The sequence below is a fragment of the Chitinophaga japonensis genome (assembly GCF_007830125.1).
GTDB classification, from domain to species: Bacteria; Bacteroidota; Bacteroidia; order Chitinophagales; family Chitinophagaceae; genus Chitinophaga; species Chitinophaga japonensis.
This window is the reverse complement of record NZ_VLLG01000008.1, coordinates 42,505-63,410: the sequence shown is the minus strand read 5'-3', so window position 1 is coordinate 63,410 and position 20,906 is coordinate 42,505. Positions and strand designations below refer to the sequence as shown.

18 protein-coding genes are annotated in these 20,906 nt (G+C 53.3%); 8 read left to right on the top strand and 10 right to left on the bottom strand.

Annotated elements, in window-relative coordinates:
* The first annotated feature begins 6 nt into the window (after positions 1 to 6).
* Entirely contained in the window at positions 7 to 753 is a 747-nt protein-coding gene (locus LX66_RS27270) for a GLPGLI family protein (RefSeq protein WP_145719451.1), read from the top strand.
* A 4-nt stretch (positions 754 to 757) separates the two neighbouring features.
* Here LX66_RS27270 and LX66_RS27265 read toward each other — a convergent pair whose 3' ends face one another.
* The 4 genes from LX66_RS27265 to LX66_RS27250 all read right to left on the bottom strand — a co-directional run bounded on the left by LX66_RS27265 (position 758) and on the right by LX66_RS27250 (position 5,556).
* On the bottom strand, positions 758 to 1,012 hold the full coding sequence (locus LX66_RS27265) for a GlsB/YeaQ/YmgE family stress response membrane protein (protein ID WP_145719449.1): 255 nt from the start codon (positions 1,010 to 1,012) through the stop codon (positions 758 to 760).
* 80 nt (positions 1,013 to 1,092) lie between these two features.
* On the bottom strand, positions 1,093 to 2,343 hold the full coding sequence (locus LX66_RS27260) for a glutamate-5-semialdehyde dehydrogenase (protein WP_145719447.1): 1,251 nt from the start codon (positions 2,341 to 2,343) through the stop codon (positions 1,093 to 1,095).
* A 112-nt stretch (positions 2,344 to 2,455) separates the two neighbouring features.
* Entirely contained in the window at positions 2,456 to 3,490 is a 1,035-nt protein-coding gene (gene proB / locus LX66_RS27255; protein WP_145719445.1) for a glutamate 5-kinase, read from the bottom strand.
* The gene (locus LX66_RS27250; protein WP_145719443.1) at positions 3,487 to 5,556 is read right to left on the bottom strand and encodes an aceric acid hydrolase; all 2,070 of its coding nucleotides are present in this window, start codon (positions 5,554 to 5,556) and stop codon (positions 3,487 to 3,489) included. Before LX66_RS27250 ends, proB begins: the two co-directional genes overlap by 4 nt.
* A 165-nt stretch (positions 5,557 to 5,721) precedes the next feature.
* On the opposite strand from LX66_RS27250, the gene LX66_RS27245 reads away from it, so the two are divergent.
* The 6 genes from LX66_RS27245 to LX66_RS27220 all read left to right on the top strand — a co-directional run bounded on the left by LX66_RS27245 (position 5,722) and on the right by LX66_RS27220 (position 12,256).
* Positions 5,722 to 8,073, top strand: a complete 2,352-nt coding sequence (locus tag LX66_RS27245; protein ID WP_145719441.1) for a GH92 family glycosyl hydrolase — start codon at positions 5,722 to 5,724, stop codon at positions 8,071 to 8,073.
* Positions 8,074 to 8,198: 125 nt separating this feature from the next.
* A complete protein-coding gene (locus LX66_RS27240; protein WP_145719439.1) occupies positions 8,199 to 8,717 on the top strand; it encodes a hypothetical protein in 519 nt (172 codons plus the stop codon).
* Positions 8,718 to 9,546: 829 nt separating this feature from the next.
* Complete coding sequence (locus LX66_RS27235; RefSeq protein ID WP_145719438.1) at positions 9,547 to 10,008, top strand: hypothetical protein; 462 nt, start codon at positions 9,547 to 9,549, stop codon at positions 10,006 to 10,008.
* 259 nt (positions 10,009 to 10,267) lie between these two features.
* On the top strand, positions 10,268 to 10,810 hold the full coding sequence (locus LX66_RS27230) for a hypothetical protein (protein ID WP_145719437.1): 543 nt from the start codon (positions 10,268 to 10,270) through the stop codon (positions 10,808 to 10,810).
* Positions 10,777 to 11,610, top strand: a complete 834-nt coding sequence (locus LX66_RS27225; RefSeq protein WP_145719435.1) for a sensor histidine kinase — start codon at positions 10,777 to 10,779, stop codon at positions 11,608 to 11,610. Before LX66_RS27230 ends, LX66_RS27225 begins: the two co-directional genes overlap by 34 nt.
* Positions 11,582 to 12,256, top strand: a complete 675-nt coding sequence (locus LX66_RS27220) for a response regulator transcription factor (protein ID WP_145719434.1) — start codon at positions 11,582 to 11,584, stop codon at positions 12,254 to 12,256. The genes LX66_RS27225 and LX66_RS27220 overlap by 29 nt, the downstream gene beginning before the upstream one ends.
* 67 nt (positions 12,257 to 12,323) lie before the next feature.
* Here LX66_RS27220 and LX66_RS27215 read toward each other — a convergent pair whose 3' ends face one another.
* The 5 genes from LX66_RS27215 to kduI all read right to left on the bottom strand — a co-directional run bounded on the left by LX66_RS27215 (position 12,324) and on the right by kduI (position 17,642).
* Positions 12,324 to 13,577 carry a DUF2264 domain-containing protein gene (locus LX66_RS27215; RefSeq protein WP_145719433.1) on the bottom strand — a complete coding sequence of 418 codons (1,254 nt, stop codon included), beginning with the start codon at positions 13,575 to 13,577 and terminating at the stop codon, positions 12,324 to 12,326.
* Positions 13,574 to 14,773, bottom strand: coding sequence for a glycoside hydrolase family protein (locus LX66_RS27210; RefSeq protein ID WP_211366597.1), 1,200 nt, complete (start codon positions 14,771 to 14,773; stop codon positions 13,574 to 13,576). Before LX66_RS27210 ends, LX66_RS27215 begins: the two co-directional genes overlap by 4 nt.
* Before the next feature lie 10 nt (positions 14,774 to 14,783).
* A complete protein-coding gene (locus LX66_RS27205) occupies positions 14,784 to 15,857 on the bottom strand; it encodes a LacI family DNA-binding transcriptional regulator (RefSeq protein ID WP_145719432.1) in 1,074 nt (357 codons plus the stop codon).
* Positions 15,858 to 15,950: 93 nt separating this feature from the next.
* Complete coding sequence (locus LX66_RS27200) at positions 15,951 to 16,718, bottom strand: SDR family oxidoreductase (protein WP_145719431.1); 768 nt, start codon at positions 16,716 to 16,718, stop codon at positions 15,951 to 15,953.
* A gap of 81 nt (positions 16,719 to 16,799) precedes the next feature.
* Positions 16,800 to 17,642, bottom strand: a complete 843-nt coding sequence (gene kduI, locus LX66_RS27195; protein ID WP_145719429.1) for a 5-dehydro-4-deoxy-D-glucuronate isomerase — start codon at positions 17,640 to 17,642, stop codon at positions 16,800 to 16,802.
* 184 nt (positions 17,643 to 17,826) lie between these two features.
* Between kduI and LX66_RS27190 the strand changes: the two genes are divergently transcribed.
* Positions 17,827 to 19,473: a UxaA family hydrolase gene (locus LX66_RS27190; protein ID WP_145719427.1), complete on the top strand. Its 1,647-nt coding sequence runs from the start codon at positions 17,827 to 17,829 to the stop codon at positions 19,471 to 19,473.
* A 74-nt stretch (positions 19,474 to 19,547) separates the two neighbouring features.
* Here LX66_RS27190 and LX66_RS27185 read toward each other — a convergent pair whose 3' ends face one another.
* Positions 19,548 to 20,891, bottom strand: a complete 1,344-nt coding sequence (locus LX66_RS27185; protein ID WP_145719425.1) for an MFS transporter — start codon at positions 20,889 to 20,891, stop codon at positions 19,548 to 19,550.
* Between the last annotated feature and the right edge of the window lie 15 nt (positions 20,892 to 20,906).

The window sequence follows — 20,906 nt, the reverse complement described above, 5'->3', positions numbered from 1 at the left end:
ATTGCCATGCAACGGCTATTCACATACCTCCTGCTATGCTTTGCGGTAAACGCGGCCGCGCAAAACCCGGTTTACCTGACACACGGCCGCATCGAGTTTGAAAAAAGGCTGAACATGTACGCCCGGCTGGACGCCATCTACAGCGACGAATCCAGCAGTTGGAAGGAGCTGGAGAAAAAGCGTACCCCCCAGTTCAAGGTCACCTATTTCGACCTGCTGTTCCACCACAACAAAACCCTGTACAGGCCCGGGCGGGAAAACCCGGACAATATCCGCCTGCGCCCGGACCCGGCGGAAGACAACGTGATCTACAGCGAGCTGGATAAGCAGGAAAGCGTGTCGCAGAAAAAAGTGTTCGAGGAGATCTTCCTGGTAAAGGACAGCACCCGCTCTATCCACTGGAAAATAACGGATGAAAAGCGCAACATAGCCGGCTTTGACTGCCGCCGCGCCAATGCTATTATTATGGACTCCATTTACGTGGTGGCCTTTTATGCAGATGCCATTGTAACACCCGGCGGCCCGGAATCATTTTCCGGCCTGCCCGGCATGATACTGGGCGTGGCCCTGCCCCACGAGCATGTGACCTGGTTTGCTACCAAAGTGCTCACGGAATCTACCCAGGAAACCGCCCTGCAGGCGCCCAAGAAAGGCACTAAAGTAAATAATAAGGAACTGCTGGAAACCCTGAACCGGAGCCTGAAAGACTGGGGCCGGTATGGCAATACCTATATTAAGGTAATGATGTTGTAGCGGCTTATTTCTTCTTAGAGACAGCCCTGTAAATGACCAGCAGCAACACGGCGCCCCCAATAGCCAGCAGAAAGCTGCGGAAATTAAAACCGCTGACAGTGCCCCAGCCCAGCAAGGTGCCTATCCATCCTCCCAGGAATGCGCCCAGTATGCCCAGCACAATGGTAATGATCCATCCACCGGGATCATCGCCGGGATGTATCCACTTGGCAATAACACCGGCAATGAGACCGAATAATATCCAGGAAAAAATGCCCATGGTGAAACAGTTTTATTGCAGGTAAAAACAAAATGGAAAGGTAAAAGGTTCGGCTGTGCCCGGTATATTTTAAGGACCTGCTATTCTCTTACCTGTCCCTGCCCGTACACAAACCACTTTTCCGTTACGAGCTTTTCGAGGGCAAAAGGCCCGCGGGCATGCAGCTTTTGGGTGGATATGCCGATCTCCGCTCCCAGCCCGAACACGCCGCCGTCTGTAAAGCGGGTGGAGGCGTTCACGTATACAGCGGCTGCGTCCACCTCGTTCAGGAAGCGTTCACTGATGGCTGCATCGGCGGTCACAATGGCTTCGGAGTGTTTGGAGGAATAGCGGCGTATATGGTTCAGCGCTTCCGTTGCATTGTTCACCACTTTCACGGAACATTTAAAGTCCAGGAACTCCCGGCCAAAATCTTCGGGCGTGGCATGCTGCAGGTACGGGTAACCTGCCGCCGCCAGTAAGGGGTACGCCTGTTCATCCGCAAATATCTCCACCTGGTAAGCCTGTAAGGAAGGCGCCAGCAGGGAGAGGAAATCCTTTGCCACGGCGCTGTCCACCAGCACGGTATCCAGCGCGTTACAAACGGAAGGGCGCGACACCTTGGCGTTGGTAACAATAGCGCTGGCCTGCCGCAGGTCGGCGCTGCGCTCCACGTAAGTATGGCACACGCCGGCGCCGGTCTCGATCACCGGCACACGGGCATTATCGCGCACAAAATCTATCAACTGCTGGGAGCCGCGGGGTATGATAATATCCACATACTTTACCGCCGTCAGCAACTCCGTTACCAGGTTGCGGTCTGTGGGCAGCAACTGCACCACTGCTGCGGGCAGCTTATACTCCTGCAGCACCTGCTGTACCAGCTCCACCAGGCAGGTATTGGTATAATAAGCGTCCGATCCGCCACGCAACACGCAGGCATTGCCGGAGCGTATGCACAAAGCCGCTACATCCACTGTTACGTTAGGCCGGGACTCATAGATCACCCCTACCACACCCAGCGGCGCCGTGCGCTTTTGCACCAGCAGGCCGTTGTCCAGCGTTTTCTCCAGCAGCAGCTTATTGGAGGGGTCCGGCAGCCGGGCAATATCCTGCAGGCTGCCTGCCAGTTGCTGTATGCGCGCATCGTTCAGCAGCAGGCGGTCCTTCTTGGGATCGCTGTCCGGCATGCGCTCCAGGTCCTTATAATTGGCGGCAATAATTGCCGGGGTATGTTCCGTTAAAACAACGGCCAGCCGCTCCAGCAATTGCTGCTTTTGCTGGTCGGCCAGCGCACGGATAGCGCCGGACGCCAGTTGGGCCTGTTCGAGTAAAGGTAGTATAGACTCCATAGAAGTAAGATGTAAGACGCAGGAAGCAGGAGGTATGAAATAAGGCCCTGAATATGGGACTCCATCTTATTTCCTACATCTTACTTCCTGCTTCATATACTTTACACTTAAATTACAATAGCACTATATCATCAGCGTGCGCAATTTCCACGTTCTGCGCTTTTTTATAAACGGCCAGGGTGTCAGAGGATACTTTTGCGCGGGCTACCGCAATGGCCTCGTCCTTTTCATTTACAATCTCCACTACTTCGCCGCTGGAAAATGCTTCCAGCACCGCCTTTACCCCTACTGCCAGCAGGCTGCGCCTTTTTTCCAGCGCCTTTTGCGCGCCGGCATCCACCTGCAGGCGGCCGGTCACCAGGCTGCCGCTGGCCAGCCATTTCTTGCGGGCCGGCATGCTGCAGGGCTGCGGCAGGCATAAGGTGCCTGTTTTGCCTTCCAGCGCATCCGGGATGCCATTGGCGGCATGTATCCCGAAGATCACCACCTTAATGCCCATGCGGGTGGCCAGGCGTGCAAAGGTCAGCTTGGACACCATGCCGCCCAGGCCCGTGCTGGACTTTCTGGTATCCGCCAGCGCAAACACGGCTTCATTTATTTCCGGTATCTCCGGCACGATCTTCCCTTCCCGGTCCAGCACGCCGCCCACGGAAGTGCTGAACAGCAGGGCCGATGCACCAAAGCCCACGGCGATGAGCGTTGCCAGTTCATCGTTATCGGAAAATTTCAGCTCCAGGTCGCTGACCACGTCATTTTCATTGGCCACGGGTATAATGTTGCTGGCCCACAATTCTTCATACGTTTTCTTCAATTGCAGGAACTGGCTGCGGTTGCTGAAATGCCGGCGCTCGCACAGGCTTTGTGCAATGGCAATACCATATGGTGCAAAATATTCCGCGTATTTATTGAGCAATAAAGGATTGCCGATAGCTGCGGCGGCCTTGCGCTCGCTGATGGTGCCATTGTACTGCAGCAGGTATTTCCTGCCGGCCGCCACAGCGCCGGACGACACCAGCACCATGTTGTACCTGGTATGCAATGCGGCTACCTGGGCGGCAATGGCCGCCATAATTGATTCATCCAGCTCTCCATTTTCACGGGTAATAGATGCCGATCCGAACTTGATCACTAAAATAGGCCTGCTCACTCTTGTTGCATTTGCGCTCCAAAATATTGAAAATATTTCGGAACCCATACGGCCATGTCAGATTGTCCCCTGTTCCCCCAGGCATAGTAGGGTATTAACGTCACCTGCAGCGGGCGGGTATCGTGCACGGCCGCTTCCCGGTACAGGGTGTTTTGCCAGCCACTGTCCCTGCGGAGCAGCGCCGTTCCCTTCAGCGCCATGAAGCGGCTGTTGTCTATCTCCATGGGCGCCGGCCGCAGGCCGGCATTATCCGGCATTACCACATCAAAAAGATCGGCGCCTTTGGGAAGGTCCGCAGCTTCCAGGCAATATACAATGGGGCCGCGTTTTACCGCTACCTGGTTGCGGGTGGCCTCTACCAGCGGGTTGCTTTCCATGAAGGTGACAGGCATCGGCAACTGCAGTGTGATCACATCACCCTTTGCCCAGCGGCGGTGCACGGCGGCATACCGCCCCGGCACAGCAGCCACACCGGCCGGCTTCCCGTTCACCAGGATGCTGGCGTTCCTGCTCCAGCCCGGGATGCGCAGGAACACGGTGAACGCATCAGCGGCAGTCTCCTGCAGGGTCAGCGTGATCTTTCCGTCCCAGGGATAATTGGTGACCTGCGACAGTTGCAGGGCGGCCCCGTTCTTCAGGCGGGTGGACAACTGGTTGCTGCCATACAGGTGCACCCACAGTCCCTTATCGGAAATGCTGTAGGCGTAGCTACCCGCTTCGGCAATGGTGCGCACGGTATTGGGCGGGCAACAGTTGGACAATGCAATGTACCGCACGCGCCCGCCGGACCAGCGCAGGTGGTATGGAAACCTGCCCGATGCGCTGAGCGGGTTGGTATAGCAAAAACGGTCCCCGTCCAGGCTGATGCCGGACAGCACGCTGTTGTACAGGGTCAGCTCCAGCGCGTCCGCGTACCGCGCATCGCCGCTTACCTGCAGCATGCGCCAGTTCCACAGCACATGGCCAATGTTGGCGCAGGTCTCGTTGTGCGCCGTCATATTGGGCAACTGGTAGGCCCGGCCATAAGCCTGGTGCACCTGCTGTATCTCCGGCGGGCTGTAGGAAGTGCCGTCCGGCGAAACGCCATCATACAGCGCGCCACAGGCGCCGGTAATATACATTTTCCGGTAGGCCACATCTTCCCATATTTTGTTCAGCGCCGTCAGCAGGGAGTCATCGCCTGTTTCCGCATACACATCCGCCACGCCGGCATACAGGTAATTGGCGCGCACGGCATGGCCTACCGCGGTAGTTTGCCGGCGGAAAGGAATACGGTCCTGGTTATGGTCCGTACCATCCTGTACAAAGCCGCGGATATCGACCAGGTTCTTTGCCAGTTGCAGGTAGGCCGGGTTCCCGGTGGTGCGGTACAGTTCCACCACGCCCATGTAATGCGAGGGACAGATGGCATTGCGGGCCAGTTCGGGGGAGGCCGTTTCATAAAAACGGGCCAGGTAATCCGCCGCCTTTTCCGCAAGCTGCAGCAGGGTAGTTTTACCGGTAGCACGGTAATGTACGCAGGCAGCCGTCATGAGGTGGCCCATATTATAGGTCTCAAAATTCAGGCGGTCCTCAAATTCCTTCACCCCGGATCTGTTATGCCGCTGTGCGATCATGACCGGGGTATGAATATACCCGTCTGCCCGCTGCGATGCGGCAATCACGGGGATCACGCTATCCATGAGCGCGTCCCATTTTTTGTCCCGGGTAACGGCATATAGGGTAGCCACTGCTTCCAGCAGCTTGTAAAAATCGCCGTCATGAAAAGGCGGCCCTGCATGGGAGCCGGTATCCCGCCCGGCAGCGATCTCAAAGTTCTTAAAGGCATGGCTTAGCTGCGGGTCCATATAGGTTTGCCACAGATGCGGCACCATGGCATCCCGGCACAGGGCAAAACGCTCTGCCCAGAAGCCATTGGTCCAGCGCACCGCGCCTATGTCCACGCTACCCAGGGGCGCAAAGGCGCTGTGCGTGGTATTGACAAGCCCCTTCTCCTGGGACTTTAATATAACAGGTAAAACAAGGAAAATACAAAAGGAGCAGAGTACGCTAAACAACCGGTTCATAAGTGGAAATCATTTACTACCGGCAAGATAATAAATATCTTAACTATACTACACTATACTAGTAGGAAGGAGGAAGCAGGAAATACATCAAATTTATTCCCACGGGTAGCTAAAACGTTTTATCTTTATTTCTACTTGATCAACGAACTAATCGTATTTCGGAAAATGAAGCAATTATTCCTTTATGTTCTCTGCGGCGCCTGCCTGCCGGTATTCGGGCAAACAGGGCCGGCTACAGATCTTACACAATATGTAAAGCCCATTATCGGTACACAGAAAATGGGGCATACCTATCCCGGCGCCACCGTTCCCTTTGGCATGGTGCAGCTAAGCCCGGACACAGATACGATCCCCTATGAAACGCAGTTCCAGCCGACAGATAAAAATAAAACGCCAACGGCTGAAATGAACGGGCGGTACAACCCGGATGTATATAAGTATTGCGCCGGCTACCAGTATGACGACAAGACCATCACCGGCTTCAGTCATACGCATTTCAGCGGCACCGGCCACTCCGACCTGGGCGATTTTCTCATTATGCCCACCACGGGGCCGCTGCAGCTCAACCCCGGTACGGCTACACACCCGGAAAGCGGCTACCGGTCCACCTTCTCCCACCAGAACGAGGTAGCGGAACCGGATTACTATAAAGTAAAGCTGGATGAATATGATATACTGGCGGAGCTGACGGCCACCAACCGCGTGGGCTTTCACCAGTACACTTTCCCGCAGACTGACCAGGCGCACATCATCCTGGACCTGATGGCAGGTATTTATAATTATGCGAACAAGAACGTGTGGACCTTTGTACGGGTGGAGAATGATACGCTGATCACGGGCTACCGGCAAACCAACGGCTGGGCGCGTACCCGTACGGTATATTTTGCCATGGCCTTTTCCAAGCCCTTTACACAGTACGGGCATATGAATTATGCCAATGACGTGTACAAAGGCTTCTGGCGCAAGTTCGACCAGCAGCACAATTTCCCGGAAATGGCCGGCCGGCAGATCAGGGCCTGGTTTGATTTCAAGACAACGGCCGGCGAAAAGATCAAGATCAAATTCGCCCTGTCGTCCGTCAGCACGGAAGGCGCACTGCGCAACCTGCGCGCGGAAATACCGCACTGGGATTTTGATGCGGTGAGGCAGCAGGGACAACAATTATGGAACAGGGAACTGCAGAAGATCGCCATCTCCACACCGGATGCCGACGAGCGGGTAAATTTCTACACAGCCATGTACCATGCTTTCCTCGGTCCTACTACCTATATGGATGTGGACGGCGCTTACCGCGGGCTGGACCAGAACAACCATGTGGCGAAGGGCTTTACCAACTACACCACCTTCTCCCTGTGGGACACCTACCGCGCGCTGCATCCCTTATTTAATATTATACAGCCGAAGCGCAATGCGGATATGGTGCAGTCCATGCTGGCGCACTACGACCAGAGCGTACATAAAATGCTGCCGGTATGGTCGCATTATGCAAATGAAAACTGGTGCATGACGGGCTACCACAGCGTGTCCGTGATAGCGGATGCCGTGATAAAGGGCAATGCGCCCTTTGACGCCAACCGTGCACTGGAGGCCTGCGTACAGACGGCGCGTTACAAACCTTATGACGGGCTGGCCTATTACATGCAGTACGGCTATGTGCCGGAGGATAAAAATTCTTCTTCCGTATCCAAAACCCTGGAGTATGCGTATGACGACTGGTGCATTGCGCAGATGGCCAAAAAGCTGAACCGACCCGACATTTACGGGGAGTTCATCAAACGTTCCCTTTATTATAAAAATGTGTATGATGCGTCCACGGGTTTCATGCGTCCGAAAATGAGCGACGGCAGCTTCCGCAAGGACTTTGACGTGCTGTCTACCCACGGGCAGGGCTTCATTGAGGGCAATGCCTGGAACTACAGCCTGTATGTGCCGCAGTATCCTGCGGATATGATCAATATGATGGGCGGGCAGCAGCAGTTTGTACAACACCTAGACTCCCTCTTCACCATGCACCTGCCGGATGCGTTCTTCGCGGAAACGGAAGACATTACCCGCGATGGCATCATCGGCAACTATGTGCATGGCAATGAGCCTTCCCACCACGTGGCCTACCTCTATAACTGGACCCGGGCGCCCTGGAAAACGCAGGAACGGGTGCGGATGATACTGAAGAAAATGTACAAGCCGGCGCCGGACGGCCTGGGTGGGAATGACGACTGCGGCCAGATGAGCGCCTGGTATATTTTTACCACGCTGGGATTTTACCCGGTATGCCCCGGCTCCGACCAGTATGCGCTGGGCAGCCCGGCCATTGAGCATGCGCAACTGCAACTGGAGAATGGTAAGACCTTTACGGTGGATGTAAAAAACCAGGGCGACAAAAATGTGTATGTACAAAAAGTGCTGCTGAACGGGCAGGCCCTGGCGCACCCGTTTATCACCCATGCGGACATTATGAACGGTGGCGAGCTTACTTTTTACATGGGACCGAAGCCGGCTAAAAAGAACTATCAATAAAAATGATTATTAAAGACCTGCCAGGTTTTTTAAACCCTGGCAGGTCTTTTCTATTGCGTACCCCTTACACATCTTCTCCGCCCCCGTGCTGTGCATGGCCTGCATAAGTTGCTTACATTTATGGTATGCAGGTGCCTCCTACTGAGCAGGATCATCTTTTTCACATGCTGGGCATAGGCGCTATACAGCTTGGAAAACAGCCGCAAAATATTGCGGGCCTGGTACCGCTGGGCGCTTCCCCGGACAGGCATCACTTTATGGTGCTGCCTGACAGGAAATTGTTCTACATCTACAACGGTCCGCTCAAAGGCCGGCTGGAGCATCAACATGGAACGATAGATATCCGTTACCTGCTGGCCAGCATTAATGAAGCGGGCTTCATCAACAGCATATTCCTCTATCCCCTGCGGGCCGACCATCACATGGCGGGCCGTTTAAGCCAGCTCTACGGGGAGCCGAATATTGGACTGGGCAGTATGGAAGGTAAAACGGTGAGCACCCATCACTTTTGGGTGACGGCGGGTGAAACGGAGATCTGCTACGTAGGCCCGGCACGGAAAGCAAAGGAGACGGCAGTGATCGTATTCCGCTTTTTTCATGACCTGGATGCGCTAAAGCATTTCACGATCGCATTAAATCATTGAAAATCAAACCATATAGTATATCCCGGGACGAGTGGGCGGAAAAAAGAAAAGGCCTGCTAAACAACAGGCCAATTATGGTACTTTGGGGGGGACAATACAATTGGGTTTTCACAAGAGTACAAAAACTTATCAGGGTATATTTACAATGGATATTGAAGGTTGCATTTGTGTTTCAATTGCAGGTTCAAATTATCGAAATCAATTCAATAAAAAAGGGTTAATCCCTTCTAAACGGAAACTTTACCTGCCGTAAAAAAGTTATCTTGAGAATGGGTACGGGTAAATAACGGGGAATGGACTGTATGGCTCAAACCGTTTACCAGCCGATGTTAGCCGGTATTTTACAAGGTCTGTACTAACGGCAACGAGCATATATTTGGAAGTAATCTGTGAGAAAAAAACCGGTAATGCGCTGAGTTTAAAACGTATAAGTACGCAGATAACAACTTCGTAAATCACGGTGCAATAACCCCCGTGATTTGCCGGACTTTATAATGTGCTTTTATATATACGGGAACCAGGGGTATGGACAAGCAGCTTTCCCTCTGTAAATTTCTTTTTTTGCAGGCCTGCATAAAAAAGTAATGTACAAATAACGGTTAAAACATACCGGGATTTACGCAGTTTTTGCTGCGTGATTATTCATAAATTTTGCCGAAAAAGACGGTTTTTATATTAATAAAAATTCAATATGACATGATTATAGCAATATTATAAATTTAGGTAATTTATTATCTAATGTAAATAAATAATTTATAAATAACCTAATATAAAATTTGAAGCTAGCTTTAGGGAGTTATTTGATCATTAAACCTAAAATTTTCCGATTATGTCCTCTACTAAACAAATCAATAAAGCGGGCAAGTTCGTGGATGCTCGTCACGTGAATGAACTCCGCGAGAATTATCGTCAGGAAAGATGGATTGAGAACTCAAAACATCTCGGTAAACCCGACTCATTAAGTGTTTGGTACAGCCTGGATGAACTGAAGCAATACCTGGAAACCGCTGCAGAAGCCGGCGCCGATGGCGTGCGCGTGTACTTTGGCGCTTATCCGTCCACATACCCTGATAATATACTGCTGGAGGGCCGTCAGACCATTGTGTTCGTAGCTACGCAGCAAAAGCAGAGCCAAACGGGCAAAACCGAAAATAAAGACCTGTATGTTTCCACACCCAAAGGACCGGAAGTGGTAGCTTTCAACTTTGGCAGCATATGCCCTCCAACCTGCCCTGGTGGCGGCGGTACGACGAAAGATACGCCGACATTCATCATCGCAAAACAATCGTGAACAATCGCAACTTATTTCTACGCCTGAACTGCCAGACAAAGCGCTTGTCTGGCAGTTTTTTTTGAGGCATGCCGGTAATTCCGCCGAGTTTCCTAATTTGACCCCGTATTTAACTATTGATATGCGCCCGCTTTTATTACTAGATCTCTCTTACCCAGTTCCCTTTTATATTATCGTCATCTCGCTCTGTGTTGTTATCAGCCTGGTATCCCTCGCAAAAAAACAGCCCCCCGCCTATCTGAAACTTTTCACACTTTATATGATCCTGACCCTGGTAGTGGAATCCATCGGGTGGTGGTACACCATTCACGGGAGGAATAACCTGACGTTCTATAACCTGTATGGCATCATTAATATTACGTACTCCATTTACCTCTTACGCTCCTTCCTGCTAGAAGGAAAGGCCAAACAGGTGTTCGGCTGGCTGATGCTGGCCTACCCCTTCATCGCGCTGATCAATATCGGTTTTATACAAAAGAGCCTGCAGCATTTCGCCACTTATAGCTATATTGTAGGGGCCGTTATGGTAGTGATATGCTGTATCTGTTATTTTTACCAGCGCATTAAATACCCCGGCAGGCAGAACCTGCTCAGGGACCCGTCCTTCTGGATCGCCACCGGACTGCTTTTCTTTAACTCCATCAGCGTGCCGTACCTGGGGATCGTAAATTTTATCTCCAATATCCCGCAATATGCCTATAAAACGTTCTTTAATATAAATGCCATCATCAATATCATTCTTTATTCATTGTATTGTATATCATCGCTATGCAGTCTGAATTTCCGGAAGTTGCCATCGTAATCATCACCACCACCATCCTGCTGCTTTTCCTGGTAGGGTTCATCATCATCATGCTGATCCTGAACCAGAAAAGCCGCCTGGCACAGGTGCAGGAGTTGCGTTTGATGAAAGAAAAATATGAGCAGGAACTGTTAAGGACACAACTGGAAATACAGGAAAACATATTCGGCAACCTCTCCCAGGAGATCCATGACAACATTGGCCAATCGCTCACCTTTGTGTCCCTCTCCCTGCTGACCGTACCGGTAGACAATGGCAGCGAGGCGCACCTGTATATCGAGGAGAGCCGCAAAATGCTGCAGAAGGCCATTGCCGAGCTGCGGGACCTTTCCAAAGGCCTGCAAACGGAACGTATTACGGAAATCGGGCTGGCAAAATCAATTGAATTTGAGCTGCAGCGGCTGGAAAGGACCAATTTGTACAAAACTTCCTTTAATTTTACGGATGTCCGGAACCTGATGGACCACCAGACGGAAACCATCCTGTTCAGGATCGTACAGGAAATGCTGAACAATATTGTGAAGCATGCCCGGGCCAGTGAACTGGAAGTATCTTTAACCCATGACTACGAGACCATTGTCCTGGAGATCAGGGATAACGGGATCGGGTTCGACCCCGGCGCCCTGCTCGGGAAAGAACAGTCCAAGGGCTTAGGGCTCAGAAATATCCGTAAACGAGCCACCCTTATCGGAGGTACCTGTATCATCAATAGTATAAAGAATGGCGGAACCACTATTCGTATAACCATACCCGTAAATAAACACTCGTTCCATGAGCACCACGAAGAAAGCCAAATATAGTGTGGCGATTGCCGATGACCATGTGCTGGTACGTAAAGCGCTTGGCCGGCTGATTAATACGTTCAGTGATTATTTCATGCTGTTTGAAGCCAGCAACGGCGAAGAGGTGATAAAGATCATCAACAGCCGTGAAATACAATTACCTGATATTCTGATACTGGATGTGAACATGCCCGGTATGAACGGCTATGAGACGGCTACCTGGATCAACAACCACTTCCCGCAGATCAAAGTGCTGGCACTGTCCATGCTCAACGATGAATCCGTGATCATTAAAATGCTGAAATCCGGGGCTAAAGGTTACATCATGAAAAATGTAGAACCGGACGACCTGCGGGACGCTTTTGATTCCATCATTAAAAAGGATTTTTACCTGCCCGACTATATTTCCGGCAAAGTGATCTCCGGCCTGCAGAGAGATGTGCTGTCCGTAAGTGAGAAAATAGACCTTACGCCCAAGGAAAAATATTTCCTGCAACTGCTGTGCACGGAGCTTTCCTATAAGGAGATCGCACAGAAAATGTACGTAAGCCCGCGCACCATTGACGATTACAAAAGCAGCCTTTGCGAAAAGCTGAAAGTGAAAACAAGGGTAGGTCTGGTCATTTTTGGAATTAAATACGGGCTGATTGATATTACGAATTAGGAAGTACGATGTATGAGGTATGATACCGGCCTTATTTTCCTACTTCCTATATCTTACTTCCTACCTCCTATTCATCCATGGCGTGATCTCCTGCTACCCGCTGGCCTTTCCATACTTTCTGCGCGGTCCATTCCTGCGGGGCGGCAGTCCAGAAGGAATGCGCCGCAGGCAAGCCCAGCGCCAGGAAACCGGTAGTGCACAGGTACAGGCTGCCGGTAGAAGTATAGGTGTCTGCTATCTCCGGCTGATGACCGCAGAAACCGATCTGCAGCCAGCCCTGCCCATCAAAAGTACCGGGTGTTTCAAAAATGTTCTTCATCACCGCAGTTAAGGCGCAACGCACCTGCGCCGGCTGCAACTCCTCCGGCAGGCGGCCTTCCAGGGCCAGTTGTCCCAGGGGCTGGAACACGGCGTTGCGGTAAGGCATGGAACGCCCCACCACCGGGAAAGTGCCTTCCGGCGATATCAGCCTTTCCAGTATCGCCCCATAGCGCTGCATACGCTTCAGCTCCCGCTCGTATTCCCTTTGCGGCGCCTTGCCATAGGTGGCCAGCACCTTCAGCACATCCGCCAGCATGGGATGGATAACAAATGCATTATAATAGTCGAAATGAAAATGCGGGCCATCGCCGTACACGCCATCTCCCTTATACCATTCCTGGTGCATCCTTACAGCATAGTCCACCCGCATAGGGTCCCACTCTTCGCCAAACTGCAGCAGCGCCGCCTCTATGATGGCGGCAAACAGCAGCCAGTTACTGAAGTACGGTTTAATGCTCCGCAGGCTTTTAAACGCAGCCACCACCTGTGCTTTCACAGTAACCGGCAGGGGCGCCCAGAGCTGCTCCGGCGCACGGAGAAAGGCATGTGCCAGGAAAGCGCCGTCCACCAGGGGCTGCGCGTCGTGCTGCCCGGTAAAGTTCATGTAATCCGGGGAGGCCGGGTCCACCGCCTTTGCCGTGGCGGACCGGGCGTACTGTATCAGCCGCTGCCGCTCCTGCCCTTCTGCCGTGCTATCCGCACCCAGCTCCAGCCAGGGTGCAATACCGGCCAGGGTGCGGCCAAAGGCTTCCAGGTAGGTGACCTTTTCTACAGGCTTGCCATAATGCGGCGCTACTTCCGTCGGCATGTGCTGTTTCAACTGCCCCCTGCTCAAATGCAGCAATACCGGTGTGGCAATGCGGGATAGCAGGGCGGTCCAGTACGCACGGTCCGTTTCGCCGGGCGTATACTGCGCGGCAGCGGCGGCCGGCAGCACCACATCGCCTGGCCGTATGGCGCCGGCCAGGCCGGCTATTTTTACAAAGTCTCTCCTGTTCATTTCGCCCACTGCTTATACCGCAACAGCGCTTCCACAAAATAATAATCCGCATAGGTAAGCGGCACGTCCACCTCGGAATGATGCGGGAAGGAACCAACGCTGTGCATCAGGATAAAATCATTATTCGTGCCCGCTGCCGCCAGGTAGGCCGGGCTGCAAAGGCTGGTCAGCATCTGCTCGGCTGCCTGCCAGTATCGGGCGGCATCCTTGCCGGAAGCGTAGCGGCTCAGCTCCAGCAGGGCCGATGCGGCAACAGCAGCGGCAGAAGCGTCGCGCGGCGCATCGGGAATGCCGGGAGCGTTAAAGTCCCAGTAAGGCACCATGTCCTTTGGCAGGTTGGGATGGTTCAGCACAAAGTCCGCTATATGTTTCGCCTGGTCCAGGTAAGCTTTGTTCCTGGTTTCCCGGTACATCATGGTATAGCCGTACAGGCCCCATACCTGCCCGCGCGCCCAGGCGGAGTTGTCGGCCGCGCCCTGGTGGGTCACCTTTTCCAGCACGGCGCCGTTAGCGGGATCATAGTCCACTACGTGGTAGGAGCTGTAGTCTTCCCGGAAATGATTTTTGATGGTGGTGTTGGCATGCGTTTCCGCGATCTTTTTAAAGGAGCGGTCGCCGCTGGTTTTAGTGGCCCAGGTCAGCAGCTCCAGGTTCATCATGTTGTCAATGATCACCGGGAATTGCCACTTCCCGTGGTCCCAGGATTTGATGCAGCCCACCGTGGGATTGAAACGGGTGGACAGGGAGCGGGCGCTGGTCAGCAGCACCTCCCTGTAGGCGGGATCTTTGGTGAGGCGGTACGCGTTGCCAAAGCTGCTGTACATCATGAAGCCCAGGTCGTGGGTGCCGGTGTTGTGCTGCTCTTTCTTCACCAGCGCCAGCCGCTTTTCCGCTTCTGCTTTCAGCGCTTCATCCTTCGTATATTCGTACAGGTACCAGAGGGTGCCGGGGTAAAAGCCGCTGCACCACCAGCCGGAACCGGAGGTCACCAGGCTGCCGTCTTTAGGATTGGTGGAGCGGGGCAGCAGCGTATCCGGCAGGTGCTGCGCCATCAGCTTGTATTGCTTTACGGCCCGGTCCAGCGCATGGTTGGCCGCCTTTGTCAGCTCCGGTTTGGCCGACTGGCCATAGGCCTGTACGCCCCAGGCAAGGCATACCAGCATGATACCGCTGGTCAATAGTTTCAGTTTTTGCATCCGTGAATATTTACTTGGTCTTTTTTTGTTTTTTTACCGGCCGGGCTTTTACCACCTCTTCTCCCGCAGAGGAAGCCCGCTCTATCAACTGTATTGGTATGATCTCCTGCGAATAGCGGTGCTGGGCGGCCGGCGGTGTGTGCAACAGCTCTGTCAGAGCCGCTACCACCCGCTCTCCCATCATTTCCGGGTACTGGTCCACAGAGGTGATGGAGGGCGTAATGATCTGGCTTCTCGGATCATTGGAATACCCTACGATCTTAATGTCCTCCGGCACCCGCAGGTTTAGCTGGCGGCAATACTCCATTATGGTAATGGCCGTAGTGTCATTGGCGGCAAAAACGCCATCCGGGTAGGGCGGACGGGCAAAGATCTGCTCGCAGGCCCGCAGCGCATTTTCCCGGCTCAGCTCCTGGTAAAAGATGCGCGATTTCTTGAATGGCAGCTTGTACTGCTGCAGGGCGCTCTTGTAACCGGCCACCCGCTCAATATACAGGCTGCAGGTAAGCGGTCCTGAAATATGCACAATGTCTTTACAGCCCTTCAGGATCAGGTGCTCCGTAGCGGTAAAGCCGCCGCGGAAATCATCCCCCTTTATCACTTTCATATTGTGCTCCAGCGGCACACGGTCAAAGAACACGAGGGGGATATGATGGTTCTTGAAAATATCAAAATGCGAAAAGTCCGTTGTAAACAGCGTGGTGGATACCGCCAGGCCGTCTACCCGGGCAGAGTACAGGGTATTGACCAGGGCCACCTCCTGCTCATAAGAGTCATTGGACTGGCAGATGATCAGGTGATAGCCGTGCTCCTGCAGCTTGTTCTGTATGACGGTACTGATGGCTGCCGGGAAGAACATGGAAATACGCGGTATGATCAACCCTATCGTTTTGCTTTTGTTATTGCGCAATCCCGCTGCCAGCGCATTGGGCCGGTATCCCAGCTTGCGCGCCATCTTTCGCACTTTCTCCTTCGTAGCGGCGCTGATGTTAGGATGGTCATTCAGTGCCCGGGAAACCGTAGACACGGAGAGCTGCAGCTCTTCCGCGATATCCACGATTGTTTTTTCTGATCGTTTGCCCATATAATTGTTTTGCAGTGGGTAGTAGCAGTTTACAGTCAGTAAGTTACAAAAGTAGCTTTGTAGTTACATACTGCCAACTACCCGGGGGCGCTGCTACCTGCCCATCCAGCCGCCATCCACGGTCAGGATCGTGCCATGCACATAATCCGAAGCCGCCGACGCGAGGAACACCGTTGGTCCTTTAAAGTCATCCGGCTCGCCCCAGCGGCCGGCCGGTATGCGTTCCAGGATGGACCGGCTGCGTTGCTCGTCCGCGCGCAGGGCAGCGGTATTGTCCGTTGCAATGTACCCGGGGGCGATGGCGTTCACGTTCACGCCCTTTGCCGCCCATTCATTGGCAAAGGCTTTTACCAGGGAGCCTACCGCGCCCTTGCTGGCCGCATATCCCGGCACATTAATACCCCCCTGGAAGGTAAGCAGGGAGGCGGTAAAGATCACCTTTCCGCTGCCCCGGGCCAGCATGCCCTTCCCTATCTCACGGGTAAGTATAAACTGCGCATTGAGATTAGTGTTGATCACGTTGTCCCAGTACTCGTCCGGGTGCTCTGCAGCCGGCTTGCGCATGATAGTGCCGGCATTGTTCACCAGTATATCTATAACAGGAACGTCCTGCTGCACCTGCTTTATAAAAGCATACAGGGCGGTACGGTCCGCAAAGTCGCACTGGTAGCCCCGGAAGGGGCGGCCCAGTGCAGTCACGGCTTTTTCCACCTGGCTGCCGGCCGGCTCCAGCGAGGCGGAAACCCCGATGATATCCGCCCCGGCCTCTGCCAGCGCCACGGCCATGGCCATGCCGATGCCTCTTTTACAACCAGTGACCAGTGCGGTCTTTCCCTGCAGGTTAAATTGATCCAATACCATTTTTTATTTTTTATGCCGAATGCTGAATGCCAAACGCTGAACGCTTCCTTTATTATGCGTTACGCGTTATGCATTCGGCGTTTAGCGTAGTTCTGTAATAGCGCAGCCGTCCATATCTCCATAGTCCAGGTTCTCACCGGCCATGCCCCATATAAAGGTGTAGTTGCTGGTGCCGGCGCCGGCGTGTATGCTCCAGGGCGGGGATATCACGGCCTGCTCGTTCTGCATCCAGATATGGCGGGTTTCCTGTGGCTGTCCCCAGAAATGGCTCACGGCCTGGCCCTGCGGCACTTCAAAGTAAAAGTATACTTCCATGCGCCGGTCATGCGTGTGGGCCGGCATGGTGTTCCATACATTACCGGGCTGCAGCTCCGTCATGCCCATCTGCAACTGGCAGGTAGGCAGCACGCTGTTCACGATCAGCTTGTTGATAGTACGATGGTTGGAAGTTTCCTGTGCGCCCAGGGTCACCACTTCCGCTTCCTTTTTGGTAATGCGGCGGGTGGGGTAGCCGGTATGGGCCGGTGTGGAGTTAAGGTAGAATTTAGCCGGCGCAGCCGCATCCTTACTGCTGAAGATCACTTCCTGCTTCCCCCGGCCTATATACAGCGCTTCCTTGAAATTAATATCCAATACTTCCCCATCTACTTTTACAGTACCGGCGCCGCCTACATTGATAATACCCAGTTCCCTGCGCTCCAGGAAGTATGCGGCCTTTAACTGGTCTACCGGCTGCAGGGGCACTTCCCTGCCCACCGGCATAATACCGCCGGTAATAAAACGGTCATAGTGGCTGTATACCAGCTTTACGGCATCTGCTTCAAATAACTTTTCTATCAGCAGCGCCTGTCGCGTTTGTTCCGTGGTCCAGCTTTTTATTTCCTCCGGACTGCTGGCATACCTTGTTTCTGCGTTGATATTCATTCCCTGAAGTTTTTTGAAATATATGGAAAGATAGCGGTAAATAATGAATATTGCAAACGTTTGCATAAATAGATGGAGGGGATTAACAGGTTATTGCTTTCTTTGCAGGTCAACTGTCAAAATCTTATCAAGGATTAACATTATAGTATTAAAAACAAAATCATATATTCCATACTTTAGTATCATGAATAAGTATCTGCAAATTCATCCTGACGATAATGTATTGGTAGCCCTGCAGGACCTTCCGGGGGGCACGCCTGTACAGTTCAACGGTACTTCCCTTTCACTGGTAAAAGACGTTCCCGCTAAACATAAATTCATGCTCACCGACCTGCAAACCGGTGACCCGATTGTGATGTATGGCGTACTGGTAGGCAAGGCAACGGAGCCCATCTTTAAAGGAGAGATCATTACCACCGGCAATGTACGCCACGATTCCAGCGCTTTCCATGAAAAAGACAAGTCCGAACAATGGAACAAACCGGACGTAAGCCGCTGGAAAGACCGCACCTTTATGGGCTATGCCCGCAGGGACGGGCAGGTAGGCACCCGCAACTACTGGCTGGTGATACCAATGGTATTCTGCGAGAACAGGAACGTAGGCGTGATCAAAACCGCCTTTGAAAAAGGACTGGGCTTTGCCCCGCCGGAAATGTACAACGAGCAGGTAAGCGACCTGGTGAACCTGTACAAGGAGGGCAACCTGGAGGCGATCAAAACCTACCAGCCGCCTTCTGTAACAGAAACGGCTAAACGTAACAATGTATTTACCAATATAGACGGCATCAAATTCCTGACCCACGAAGGAGGATGCGGCGGCACCCGCCAGGATGCGGAAGCGCTCTGCGCGCTGCTGGCCGGCTACATCCACCATCCCAACGTGGCAGGCGCTACCATACTGAGCCTGGGCTGCCAGCATGCACAGGTGTCCATCCTGCAGACGGCGCTCCGGAAGTTGAACCCGGCTTTTGACAAACCGGTGCTGGTATTTGAGCAGCAGAAAAGCAAATCGGAATTCGACATGCTGTCCACCGCCATTAAGGAAACCTTCCTGGCGCTGGTGGAAGCCAATAAAATGGAGCGCAGCCCCGCCCCCCTGTCCAGGCTGGTAATAGGGCTGGAGTGCGGCGGTTCCGACGGGTTCTCCGGTATTTCCGCCAACCCGGCCGTGGGCCACACTTCCGACCTGCTGGTAGCGCTGGGCGGCACCTCCATTCTCTCCGAATTCCCGGAGCTGTGCGGGGTAGAGCAGGAAATCATCAACCGCTGCGTATCAGAGAACACGGCGGAAAAATTCATCCGCATCATGCGCGCCTACGAAAACAGGGCGGAATCCGTAGGGTCCGGTTTTTACATGAACCCTTCTCCCGGCAATATCAAGGACGGCCTGATCACGGACGCCATCAAGTCTGCCGGCGCAGCCAAAAAGGGGGGCACTTCCCCGGTAGTGGATGTGCTGGACTATACCGAGTATGTGACCAAAACCGGGCTGAACCTGCTGTGCACACCAGGCAACGACGTGGAGTCCACATCCGCGGAAGTAGGTTCCGGCGCCAACATCGTGCTGTTCACCACCGGGCTGGGCACCCCCACCGGCAACCCGATAGCACCGGTAGTAAAGCTGGCCACCAATACCCGCCTGGCAGAGCGCATGCCCGACATCATTGACATTAATACCGGCCCCATTATCAGCGGGGAGAAAAGCATCGCGGAAATGGGAGAAGCCATACTGGAATTCGTGATCAAAACGGCCAGCGGGGAGATCACCACCAAAGCCGAGCAACTGCACCAGGACGACTTCATTCCCTGGAAGCGGGGCGTAAGTTTGTAACTGAAAAGCTAACAGATAAAAAAAATGCCGGAACTGCTCCGGCATTTTTCGTTTCCTATCTATACATGTATGTGTTACTTGTGCACGTAACGCAGGTGCTCGTCCCGCGGCGTCATTTTAGGTATCATCAGGTGGATGATCAGCAGTACGGTCAGGTACAGCGAGCCGGCAATGAGGAAGGCAAAGAAATAACCGGACTTGCCGCTGCTGTCCAGCACCCGGCCCAGGCCCAGGTTGGCCATTGCACTGGCCAGTGCGCCTACCATGCCGCCAATGCCTACTACGGAGGCAGTGGCTTTTTTCGGGAACACATCCGATACCACCGTGAAGATATTGGCAGACCAGGCCTGGTGCCCGCCGGCAGCCAGTCCTATTAATACTACCGCTACCCACTGGTTGTCCGTTTGCGTAGCAAAGGCCACCGGCAGTATCAGCAATGCGCAGAGCAGCAGGGTTACCTTACGGGATTTATTGATAGACCATCCTCTCTTAATAAAAGCGGAAGACAGCCAGCCGCCTACAATACTGCCTACATCGGAGATCACGTAAATGGTGATCATGGGCAGCGCCAGCCCTTTCAGCTCCAGCCCAAACTGCGCGTGCAGGAAGAAACCGCCCCAGAACAGGTAGAACCACCATACGGCATCCGTGGTTTTCAGGATAGCGAAGGCCCAGGTCTCTTTCAGGCCAAACACGCGCCTCCAGGGCAGGCGCTCGCTGTTCTCGGCGGTGGTATCGCTGAGGATATGATCCAGTTCGGCCTTGCCCACCCTCGGGTGCACCTCCGGCTTGCGGTAAGTGGTAAGCCACAGCACCAGCCAGATAGCGCTGAATACAAAGGTGATGCAAAAAGCGAACTGCCAGTTGGTGCCGTCATTCATCACCACCAGGGGTATGATGAGCGGGGCCAGTATGGCGCCTATATTGGTGCCGGCATTAAAGATGCCGGTAGCAAATGCCCTTTCTTTCTTGGGAAACCATTCCGCCACGGTCTTGATACAGGAAGGGAAGTTGCCCGCCTCGCCAATGCCCAGGCCAAAGCGCGCTACGGCAAATCCTATCCAGCCCATGCTCCTGGTTACCAGTGCATGTGACAGGCTGAATATGCTCCAGATGCCGATGGACAGCGCATAACCGATCTTGGTGCCTACCCTGTCTACCAGGCCGCCCATCAGCAGCATGCCCAGGCCATAGGCGATCATGAACGCAAAATTGATATTGCTATATTCTGTATTGGTCCAGTGGAAAACGTGGTTCTGCAGGGTTGGGCCCAATACGCCGATAATGCTGCGGTCCACATAGTTAATGGTGGTGGCTACAAACAACAGCGCGAGAATACGCCAACGGTATTTGCCTACCTTTCCCGCAGCCTGCTGTAAGCCTGATAATGTCTTTTCTTGAGTGGGAGGTGAAGTCATAACGGGTATTTATAA

Bases quoted from the DNA above. Each gene is read 5' to 3' on its own strand.
- LX66_RS27270 (WP_145719451.1), top strand. From the start codon at position 7: ATGCAACGGCTATTCACATACCTCCTGCTATGCTTTGCGGTAAACGCG.
- LX66_RS27265 (WP_145719449.1), bottom strand. From the start codon at position 1,012: ATGGGCATTTTTTCCTGGATATTATTCGGTCTCATTGCCGGTGTTATT.
- LX66_RS27260 (WP_145719447.1), bottom strand. From the start codon at position 2,343: ATGGAGTCTATACTACCTTTACTCGAACAGGCCCAACTGGCGTCCGGC.
- LX66_RS27250 (WP_145719443.1), bottom strand. From the start codon at position 5,556: ATGAACCGGTTGTTTAGCGTACTCTGCTCCTTTTGTATTTTCCTTGTT.
- LX66_RS27245 (WP_145719441.1), top strand. From the start codon at position 5,722: ATGAAGCAATTATTCCTTTATGTTCTCTGCGGCGCCTGCCTGCCGGTA.
- LX66_RS27240 (WP_145719439.1), top strand. From the start codon at position 8,199: ATGCAGGTGCCTCCTACTGAGCAGGATCATCTTTTTCACATGCTGGGC.
- LX66_RS27235 (WP_145719438.1), top strand. From the start codon at position 9,547: ATGTCCTCTACTAAACAAATCAATAAAGCGGGCAAGTTCGTGGATGCT.
- LX66_RS27230 (WP_145719437.1), top strand. From the start codon at position 10,268: ATGATCCTGACCCTGGTAGTGGAATCCATCGGGTGGTGGTACACCATT.
- LX66_RS27225 (WP_145719435.1), top strand. From the start codon at position 10,777: ATGCAGTCTGAATTTCCGGAAGTTGCCATCGTAATCATCACCACCACC.
- LX66_RS27220 (WP_145719434.1), top strand. From the start codon at position 11,582: ATGAGCACCACGAAGAAAGCCAAATATAGTGTGGCGATTGCCGATGAC.
- LX66_RS27215 (WP_145719433.1), bottom strand. From the start codon at position 13,577: ATGAACAGGAGAGACTTTGTAAAAATAGCCGGCCTGGCCGGCGCCATA.
- LX66_RS27210 (WP_211366597.1), bottom strand. From the start codon at position 14,773: ATGCAAAAACTGAAACTATTGACCAGCGGTATCATGCTGGTATGCCTT.
- LX66_RS27205 (WP_145719432.1), bottom strand. From the start codon at position 15,857: ATGGGCAAACGATCAGAAAAAACAATCGTGGATATCGCGGAAGAGCTG.
- LX66_RS27200 (WP_145719431.1), bottom strand. From the start codon at position 16,718: ATGGTATTGGATCAATTTAACCTGCAGGGAAAGACCGCACTGGTCACT.
- kduI (WP_145719429.1), bottom strand. From the start codon at position 17,642: ATGAATATCAACGCAGAAACAAGGTATGCCAGCAGTCCGGAGGAAATA.
- LX66_RS27190 (WP_145719427.1), top strand. From the start codon at position 17,827: ATGAATAAGTATCTGCAAATTCATCCTGACGATAATGTATTGGTAGCC.
- LX66_RS27185 (WP_145719425.1), bottom strand. From the start codon at position 20,891: ATGACTTCACCTCCCACTCAAGAAAAGACATTATCAGGCTTACAGCAG.